This window comes from Spirillospora sp. NPDC049652, from assembly GCF_040675125.1.
GTDB lineage: Bacteria > Actinomycetota > Actinomycetes > Streptosporangiales > Streptosporangiaceae > Spirillospora.
Genome location: NZ_JBFAOF010000237.1, coordinates 1 through 8,848, shown reverse-complemented (window position 1 = coordinate 8,848; position 8,848 = coordinate 1). Strand labels below are relative to the sequence as shown.

The 8,848-nt window shown below is 74.1% G+C and carries 8 protein-coding genes and 1 pseudogene; 1 reads left to right on the top strand and 8 read right to left on the bottom strand.

Going from position 1 to position 8,848, the window contains the following annotated elements; all coding sequences use genetic code 11:
- The 8 genes from AB0J52_RS17400 to AB0J52_RS17365 all read right to left on the bottom strand — a co-directional run.
- The coding region (locus tag AB0J52_RS17400) for a cellulose binding domain-containing protein (protein WP_500182606.1) at nt 1-401 on the bottom strand (401 nt) is incomplete at its 3' end.
- A gap of 437 nt (nt 402-838) precedes the next feature.
- A complete protein-coding gene (gene bsaP / locus AB0J52_RS17395) occupies nt 839-1,027 on the bottom strand; it encodes a biotin synthase auxiliary protein BsaP (protein ID WP_500182605.1) in 189 nt (62 codons plus the stop codon).
- A 10-nt stretch (nt 1,028-1,037) separates the two neighbouring features.
- Entirely contained in the window at nt 1,038-2,384 is a 1,347-nt protein-coding gene (locus AB0J52_RS17390; RefSeq protein WP_500182604.1) for an acetyl-CoA carboxylase biotin carboxylase subunit, read from the bottom strand.
- A gap of 211 nt (nt 2,385-2,595) precedes the next feature.
- Complete coding sequence (locus tag AB0J52_RS17385; RefSeq protein WP_500182603.1) at nt 2,596-3,966, bottom strand: HD-GYP domain-containing protein; 1,371 nt, start codon at nt 3,964-3,966, stop codon at nt 2,596-2,598.
- Entirely contained in the window at nt 3,963-5,468 is a 1,506-nt protein-coding gene (locus tag AB0J52_RS17380) for an HD-GYP domain-containing protein (protein ID WP_500182602.1), read from the bottom strand. Before AB0J52_RS17380 ends, AB0J52_RS17385 begins: the two co-directional genes overlap by 4 nt.
- A 595-nt stretch (nt 5,469-6,063) precedes the next feature.
- Complete coding sequence (locus AB0J52_RS17375; protein ID WP_500182601.1) at nt 6,064-6,975, bottom strand: NAD-dependent epimerase/dehydratase family protein; 912 nt, start codon at nt 6,973-6,975, stop codon at nt 6,064-6,066.
- Between the two features lie 106 nt (nt 6,976-7,081).
- Nucleotides 7,082-7,369, bottom strand: a complete 288-nt coding sequence (rsrA, locus tag AB0J52_RS17370) for a mycothiol system anti-sigma-R factor (protein ID WP_500182600.1) — start codon at nt 7,367-7,369, stop codon at nt 7,082-7,084.
- Nucleotides 7,370-7,418: 49 nt separating this feature from the next.
- Nucleotides 7,419-8,051, bottom strand: coding sequence for a sigma-70 family RNA polymerase sigma factor (locus AB0J52_RS17365; protein WP_500182607.1), 633 nt, complete (start codon nt 8,049-8,051; stop codon nt 7,419-7,421).
- Between the two features lie 339 nt (nt 8,052-8,390).
- On the opposite strand from AB0J52_RS17365, the pseudogene AB0J52_RS17360 reads away from it, so the two are divergent.
- Nucleotides 8,391-8,848, top strand: a pseudogene (locus tag AB0J52_RS17360) (hypothetical protein); the annotation flags it as partial.

Sequence of the window (8,848 nt, the reverse complement as noted above, 5' to 3'; positions counted from 1 at the left end):
CCGCCCGGCGGGTTGGGCCCGCCGCCACCGCAGGACGCGCCGTTCAGCGTGCAGTTCGCGGGCGCGCCGGACCCGGATCCGAGGAACCCGAACGTGACCGTCCCGCCGGGCGGGATGGACGCGTTGTACTCGCGGTTGGTGAACGTGTAGTGCGGCGGGGACGAGGTGAGCAGGGCGTCCCAGTACGACCCGACGGTCGTGCCCGAGGGCAGGTCGAACGCGACCTTCCAGCCGCTGACGGGCTGGGCCGAGCCGTTGGTGAGGGTGAACTGCCCCTGCCACCCCGAGCCCCAGTCGGAGACCTTCGTGAAGGTGGCGGTGGGCGTCCCGTCGGCGCGCGCGGACGTCGCGGCGAGCGGCACGAGCAGCGCGGCGAGCAGGGCCGCGAGGACGGCGAGCACGCGGCGGGCGGCGGTTCCCGGGCGCGGGCTCCGGCGGACGGGCGGGCGGGAGGCCGGAAGCGAGACCGGGAGGGAGCTTGGGTGAGAGCGCAACGCGACTCCAGAGCACGGTGACGACGGACGGACGTGGAACCCCGAGACCCCGAACCCCGATGGTGCGCGAACTGATCAGTTAGGAAAGTTTCTTTTCAATTAACCGGCACCGTAACCAGCCGTCCACCGCCCGGCAAGACCCCGGCCCCGCCCCCGCGCGAACGCCCGGCGACCACCCCAGTTAAGGCACCGAACCAGCTCCGCGGCCCGCCGAACTTTGGCAGATCACGCCAACGCGAACGCCGCCGGCTCGGCGCTTTCACGCAAAGCCGGCGGCGTTCGGGGACACCCGAGGGGCGCGTCGGTCAGGAGAGGGGGATCGGGCGCCCGGCGCCCGGGGGCGGTCAGGAGACGGTGGTCCCGTGCTCGACACAGCGGGCCGTCCAGCCGAGCGGCGTCACCTGGACGACCATCCGGCGGCGGCAGCGCCCGCAGTAGCGCGGCGGCTCCAGCGCCCGCGCCGCCCGGCACCCGGCGTGGTCGCCCGCGCCGAGATCGTCCCCGCACCGGTCGCAGTAGGTGTGGTCCTCCACCGGACGCCCCTCAGTTCGACGCCGGACGCATGCGCCCGACGATCCCGGTGTCGTAGGAGCCGGACGCGAACTCGGGATTGTCCAGCAGCTCGGCCAGGAAAGGCAGGTTCGTGGTCAGCGTCCCCTCGATCCGGAACGCCGCGACCGCCGCGCGGGCCCGCTCCAGCGCCGCGGCCCGCGTCTCGGCGTGCACGACCAGCTTGGCGAGCAGCGGGTCGTAGTACGGCGTGACGCTGTTGCCCTCGGCGTACCCGGCGTCGATCCGGATGCCCGGGCCGACCGGCTCCTCCCAGACCCGGATGCGGCCCGGCCGCGGCGCGAACCGGAACGGGTCCTCGGCGTACACGCGCAGCTCGATCGCGTGCCCCCGGGTGCGGACGCCCGCGAACGACACCTGCTCCCCCGCCGCGACCCGCAGCTGCTGCTCGACCAGGTCCAGGCCGGTCAGCGCCTCGGTCACCGTGTGCTCGACCTGCAGCCGCGCGTTCATCTCCACGAAGAAGAACTCGCCCGACGCCGGGTCGACCAGGAACTCGACCGTCCCCGCGCCGCGGTAGCCGACCGCCTCGGCCGCGCGGACGGCCGTCTTGTGCAGCACCGCGCGCGTCCCCTCCGGCAGGCCGGGCGCCGGGCCCTCCTCCACGATCTTCTGGTACCGGCGCTGCACCGAGCACTCCCGGTCGCCGAGCGCGACGACCGAGCCGTCCGGCCGGCCGATCACCTGCACCTCCACGTGCCGCGCGCCCGGCACGAACCGCTCCAGCAGGACGTCCGGGCCGGCGAAGAACATCTCCGCGCGGGACCGCGCCGCCGGGTACACCGCGCGCAGCCGCTTCTCGTCGTGGGCGACGCCCATGCCGATGCCGCCGCCCCCGGTCGCCGCCTTCACCATCACGGGGTAGCCGATCCGGGCGGCCTCCTCCAGGGCGGTCTCGGTGTCCGGGACGGGCTCCCAGACACCGGGCGCGACCGGGACCCCGGCCTCCTTCATCAGGTTCCGCGCGTTGATCTTGTCGCCGAGCCGGGCGATCACCAGCGGCGGCGGCCCCACCCAGGCCAGCCCCGCCGCCTGCACCGCGCGGGCGAAGTCGGCGTTCTCCGCCAGGAACCCGTACCCGGGGTGGACGGCCCGCGCGTTGTGCCGCCGCGCCGCCTCCAGCACGGCGGGCGCGTCCAGATAGCTCTGCGCCGGGACGGGCGGGCCGATGAGCACCGCCTCGTCCGCCTCGTGCACGAACGGCAGATCGGCGTCGGCGTCGGAGTAGACGGCGACGGCCTTGAGGCCGAGCCCGCGCACCGTGCGCGTGATCCGGCTGGCGATCTCGCCGCGGTTGGCCACCAGGACCGATTCGAACACCTGCTGACACATCCTTATTCTGATCCGTTCAGGGCCGCGGGACCAACCTAACGGCGCGGCGCCCCCTCCTCCGAACCGTCCCGCCGCGAAATGCCGGGGCCTAGAGCGGTCCGTGCCGCCGCGTTGGCGTCCCGTTCACCTGTCCATGCCCGCTGTCCGTGCCCGCTCACATGCCCGTTGCCCGTCCCCGCTCGCCTGCCCCGGCGGGCGGTCAGGTGCGGGGACGGCGGTCGACGACGCGGTTCAGCGCCTCGACCACCGACGGGTCGTACTCGGTCGCCGAGTCGAGCCGCAGCCGCTCCAGGACGGCCGCGCCCCGGTCCCGGTCGGTCGAGTCGCCCACCAGGTCGTCGTAGGCGTTGGCCACCTTGATGATGCGGCTGGCGAGCGGCGGGCCGGGCGGGAGCTGCCGGTCGGTCTCGACCCGGCCGTCCGACGGCGGCGCGGCCGGGGCGCGGTAGGGGTGCGACGAGAGCCGGACGATCCGCGCCACGCCGTCCAGCACCCCGGTCTGCTCGATCACGCCCGCGCCCAGCTCGGCGATGCGGCGCTGCTGCCCCGGCGCGGCCAGCACGGTCGCGCCGCCCGGGATCGGATCGCCGAGCGAAAGCTGCCCGATGTCGTGCATCAGCGCCGCGTACTCCAGCTCCAGCAGCTCGCCCTCGGACATGCCGAGCTCGCGTCCCATCGCGACGGCCAGCCGCGCCACCCGGCGCGAGTGGTCCCGCTCCACGTACCCGCCGACCTCGGTGACGCGCGACAGCGCCCGGACGGTCTGCAGGTAGGTCGCGCGGATCCCGGCGTACCGGCGGAACGCGACCTGGGTGACCAGGATCGGCGCGGTGAACACCGCCAGCGCCACCGGGCCGAGCGCGGTCGTCGCGACCGCGATCAGCATCGCCGTCGCGGCGGTCGCCGCGCACAGCCCGGCCGTCGCGGTGAACTCGTCCCGGACGGCGATCCCGAACCGGGCCCGGACCGCCTCCGCGCGGATCAGCGCGGCCAGCCCGAGGTCGGCCGCGATGGCCAGCACGACCGCGACCACCATCACCGCCAGCAGCAGCCGCCAGCCCAGGTGCAGCCCGAGCAGCGGCCGGAAGCACACCGCCACCACCGCGACCGTGATCAGCCGCCGCGCGACCGCGTCCGGACGCGGCGGACGCCCCACCGCCAGGTGCGGCAGCGAGCCGAGCAGCGCCGCGACCGCCGTCACCGCCACCACCTGGAACGCCGAGTGCGTCGCCGGGACCCCGCCGAACGGCGCGTCCGGCGGCGCGCCGCGCGGCCCGACCCCGGCCAGCAGCGCGTACCCGATCGCCCCGGCCGTCGCGATCGGCGCGACCTCCCGGTTCCCGGGCATGACCATGCGGAACAGCTCGCCGAGCGCGATCAGCACCCCGAACACCACCGCGATGTTCGGCTGCCGCAGCCCGGACGCCGCGACCTGCGTCAACGCGCCGATGACCAGCAGGACCGCCGCCGACACCAGCAGCAGCTGCCCCGGATCCACCGCCTGCCAGGCCCGCCTCTCGGCAGGCTGGGCGGGAACGTGGCGCGCGGTTCCGCGGGAGGTGGTGCTCACCGGCGCCACGTCCGGCCCGGACCGGACTCCCCGGCCGAGTCGCCCGTCCCCGCGCCGCGCCCCGCGGACGCGTCGTAGCCGGGCACGATCGGAGCGGTGGACGTGCCGGAGGCCGTGGACGTGCCAGAGGGGGTGGACGTGCCGGAGGCCGTGGACGTGCCGGGCGGCACGGCCGTCGCGGTCGGCGGCGCGAGCAGGGGCTGGACCGGTTCGTCGCCCTCCACGCGGATCGGGGCGCTGGGGTCGTCGTGGTCCTGCTGGGTGGTCTCGACGACGTCGTCGTCCGGCGGCGGCTCGGACGCCGGGGGCTCCCAGCCGTCCCGGTCGAGCGCGCGCAGGAACGCCTCGACCATGGCGGGGTCGAAGTGGTCGTCCATGCCCCGGCGCAGCTCAGCGACGGCCTCCTCGATGCTGCGCGCCGCCCGGTAGGACCGGGTGGAGGTCATGGAGTCGAACGCGTCCGCCACCGAGATGACCCGCGCGAACTCGGGGATCTCGTCCCCGGCGAGGCCCATGGGGTAGCCGCGGCCGTTCATCTTCTCGTGGTGGTGCATGATCCCGGCGAGCGCCTCGTCCAGGAAGCCGATCTCCCGGACGATCTCCAGCCCGCGCATCGGGTGCAGCTGCACGGCCGCGAACTCCTCCTCGGAGAGCTTGCCGGACTTGCGCAGCACCTTCGTCGGGACGCCGAGCTTGCCGACATCGTGCAGCATCCCGGCGTACCGGATCGCCTCGACCCGGTCCGGCCGCATCCCGATCTCCTGCGCGATCATCACCGAGCCGCGCGACACCCGCTCGGAGTGGCCGCGGGTGTAGTAGTCCTTGGTCTCGACGGCCTGGCACAGCGCCGCGAGCGTCGCCGCGTGCGCCTGCCGCTGGTCGTGCGCCTGCTCGAACGCCCACCGGGCGATGAACAGCGGCAGCAGCACCAGCACGGCGGCGAACGGCCCGACCCGCGGCCACAGCCCGGCGATCAGCAGCCCGAACACGCCGTAGCCGAGGAACCCGACCACGACCGTGCCGGACTCGCGCGCGAGCTCGCCCGGCGCGGCCTGCCGGGACAGCACGAGGATCCCGGCGGTCAGCGCCATGTTCACGAACACGAAGGTGATCAGCGCGGCCAGGAAGGGGGCGATCACGTGCTCGGCCCACTGGGCCTGCTGCGGTTCGAAGCGGTGCCCGCCGAGCAGGGCGAAGACCGTCCCGGCGACGAACCCGCTGAGCGCGAACTGCGCGCCGTTGAACACCCGCTTCACCGGCTGGAAGAAGCGCTGCCCGGTGACCAGCGCGCAGCCGCCGAGCAGCGCCGCGCCGGCGGCGCCGACGAGCACGACCGACGCCAGGCTCGCGGCGAAGCTCAGCGAGACCCTGGCGCTCGGGACGTTCAGCCGCGCGGGCGCGGAGTCGCAGACCAGGAACAGCAGGGCCAGCACGGCCAGCGTTCGCCAGTCCACCTCCGAGTAGGACGCCGTCGCGATGAGTCCGACCGCGAGGGCCACCACACCGCAGACGTACGCCCAGGCAGCCAGAGGTAGTCCACGCAATGCCGCCCCCTCCGGGAGTCGACGGCTCCGTCCCCCCGGCGGGGACGGAGGCCCGTGCGGGGGACGCCCCCCGCGAAGGTGCGCGGGCGCCGCCCGGCCTCGGGACGCGCCGGCGCCCCTAGGCCCAGGACACGCCCCTGGGCACCATCAGCGACGACACCTCGGCATGCCCGATCCGGCCGTCACCGGCCTTCTGCGGAGTTGCACACATCGGCTTTCAGCCTCCCCCGTGATCCGGGACCCACCCGGACCGCGGTCGCGGCCCGGATCCACCCGGGTGAGCCCGCCACCGGCCCGTCCCGGGCGTGCACGCGCTCCCGTCGCTGTTTTCCGGGCACAAGCCTAACGCGAGAGACCCAGGTCACACAGGCATGCCGGGAATCGTGAGCAAAGCGTGAACTATCTACCACGCAGCGTCGTCGAACGCCCCGGAATTCTCACCGGCAGTACACGCACACCGCACCTGCACGTGCAGTCCTATAGGGCGGGTCATGCGCGCGTGCGGATCCCATGGTGCGCCCCCCTGGTGCGCCCCCTCGGACGGGGGCGCGGATCACCTCGTGCGGGCCCAGTCGACCGTGGCCGCCAGCCCCTCGGGGAGGGGCGTGCGCGGGTGCCAGCCGAGGGTCTCGGTGGTGCGGGACGCGTCGATGGCCATGGCCGGGAGGTCGCCCAGCCGCGGCGGCGCGAACGCCGGGTCGTCGGGAGCGCCGGCCGCCCGCGCCACGAGGGTGTGCAGGTCGCGGTCGGTGGTCTGGAGGCCGGTGCCGACGTTGAGGCGCAGCCCGGACGCGGCCTCGCCGGTGGCCCGGGCGAAGGCGTCCACGACGTCCAGGACGTAGACGTAGTCGCGGGTCTGCTTGCCGTCCCCGAAGACCCGGGTCGGCCTGCCCGCGAGCAGCGCGTCGGTGAAGATCGAGACGACCCCGGCCTCCCCTTCGGGCGTCTGCCGGGGGCCGTAGACGTTCGCGAGCGTCAGGATCGTGTGGTCGAGGCCGTGCAGGGCCGAGTACATGCCCGCGTACACCTCGCCCGCCACCTTGGACGCCGCGTACGGCGAGGCGGGCCGCAGCTCGGCGTCCGGCGGGACGGGCAGCCCGTCCGGCACGCCGTAGACGGCGCAGCTGGAGGTGAAGACGACCTTGCGGGCGCCGGCGAGGCGGGCGGCCTCCAGGACATTGGCGGTGCCGACCACGTTGGTGCGGGCGTCGGCCAGCGGGTCGCCGACGCTCACCCGGACGCTGACCTGGGCGGCGAGGTGGCAGACGACCTCGGGCCGGAAGGCCGCGACCCGGTCCGCGAGGGCCGGGTCGGCGACGTCCACCTGCCACGTCTCGATCGCGTCGTTGCGGTTGCGGCCGGTGGACAGGTCGTCCACCCCGGCCACCTCGTTGCCGTCGGCCAGGAGCCGATCTACCAGATGGGAGCCGATGAACCCGGCCGCGCCGGTGACCAGAACGCGCATCCCAGCACCCTACTGGGCATACCCGGTCCGCGCGCCCGGCGGGAGATCCGCGCCTCGGACGCGGGGCCGGCGGATGGCGCCGGCGGGCGGACAGGCAGGCCGGCGGTCAGGCGGGGTCGGCGCCGTCGGTCTGCTTGAGCTCGACGCAGATCTCCTCGATCCGGACGAGCACCTTGGCGCGCAGCTCCTCGGGCGCGGCCTCGCTCTCGCAGCCCTTCTTGACCAGGCGCTTCACGGCCTCCTCAAGGCCGTACTCGCGCAGGCACGGACCGCACTCGTCCAGGTGCTCGCGCACCTCGCCGCAGCCGCCCGGTTCGAGCTCCCCGTCCAGGTAGGTGTAGACCCGGGCGAGGACCTCGCTGCACGAGGTCTCGTGGTGGTCGCCGCAGCTCATCGCTCATTCACCTTCCAGGGGCGGACACCGGTACGGTCCGGAGGGGAGGTCATTTCGACCCCTCCCCCGCGCGGGTCAGGCCACGGTCCTGAGCGTAGTCCTCCAGCATGCCGCGCAGCTGGCGACGGCCCCGGTGCAGCCGCGACATCACCGTGCCGATGGGGGTGCCCATGATCTCGGCGATCTCCTTGTAGGCGAACCCCTCGACGTCGGCGAGGTAGACGGCGATCCGGAACTCCTCCGGCAGGTCCTGCAGGGCGCGCTTGACGTCGGAGTCGGGAAGGTGCTCCAGCGCCTCGGCCTCGGCCGACTTCAGGCCGGACGAGGTGTGCGACTCGGCGCGGGCGAGCTGCCAGTCCTCGATCTCCTCGGTCGCCGACTGCTGCGGCTGCCGCTGCTTCTTGCGGTAGGAGTTGATGAAGGTGTTGGTCAGGATGCGATACAGCCAGGCCTTGAGGTTCGTCCCCTCCTTGAACTGGTGGAAGGACGCGAACGCTTTCGCGAAGGTCTCCTGGACCAGGTCCTCCGCGTCCGCCGGGTTGCGCGTCATGCGCAGCGCGGCGGAGTACAGCTGGTCCAAGAACGGGAGCACGTCGCGCTGGAAGCGCTGCTGACGCTCCTCGACGGTCTCTGTGGTGCCCGCTACCAGACCCACCCCCTCGGCTGTGGCGACGCCCCCCATGGCGTCGTACTCCACAGACGATATCGGTCCGGCGGCGCGTGCCACCCCGCCGGGGGCCGACGCCCGGGGCCGCGGCACGGTTTTACCGTTTCGTGCCCCGGCAACGGCTGTGGTCATCAAGCGCCCCTCCGTTGTACTACTGTGCCTCGCTCCGCGACGCGTGCGGACCGTCATGGTGCGTGACAACGCACGAAGGACCGGTTCGATTCCCCTACCGGGGGCGACGCGGGGAACAAGTTTCCGGACGGTTCGGATCACCTTCCCCCGACCTGTACGGAGGGTGATGTCCGGGGTCGGCGGGGAAGAAAGCTCATACACGGCGAGAACAGGAGCAAAGCGTTGCTACCGGTGCCGGCGCAGCCTCCAGAACCCACCATCGCCAGTCTCCGCGAGGCCCCCGGCGCCTCGGGGGAGGCGGGTGGCGGTGCCCTCGGTCCCTACTGGACGTTCTACTGGGCCGTGGCGGCGGCCCAACTCGCCCGGTGGCTCCCCCGGAAACCCGCCCGCGTGCTCGACCTGTCGGGCGGCGCGGGCCGCTTCGCCCGGCAGGCCGCCTGGTCCGGCCACACCGTGGTGGAGGTGCTCGACCGGCCGCCGGGCGTCCCCGCCCCGGCCCTCCCGGCCGATGACCACCCGGTGGACGGCCCCCTGCCCGGCGGGCCCGCCGTGGACGGCCGCCTCCGGCACGGCCAGAACGCCGACGGCGCCTCCCTGGACGGGCTCACCGCCGAAACCGCGGCCGGAGCGGGCGCGGACGGGCGGCTCCTGGACGGCGGGGCGGCGGGCGGCGGCTCCCC

What these genes read in the sequence shown, in the direction of transcription:
- AB0J52_RS17375 (WP_500182601.1), bottom strand. Translation starts at nt 6,975, where the DNA reads ATGCGCGTTCTGGTCACCGGCGCGGCCGGGTTCATCGGCTCCCATCTG.
- AB0J52_RS17365 (WP_500182607.1), bottom strand. Translation starts at nt 8,051, where the DNA reads ATGGGGGGCGTCGCCACAGCCGAGGGGGTGGGTCTGGTAGCGGGCACC.
- rsrA (WP_500182600.1), bottom strand. Translation starts at nt 7,369, where the DNA reads ATGAGCTGCGGCGACCACCACGAGACCTCGTGCAGCGAGGTCCTCGCC.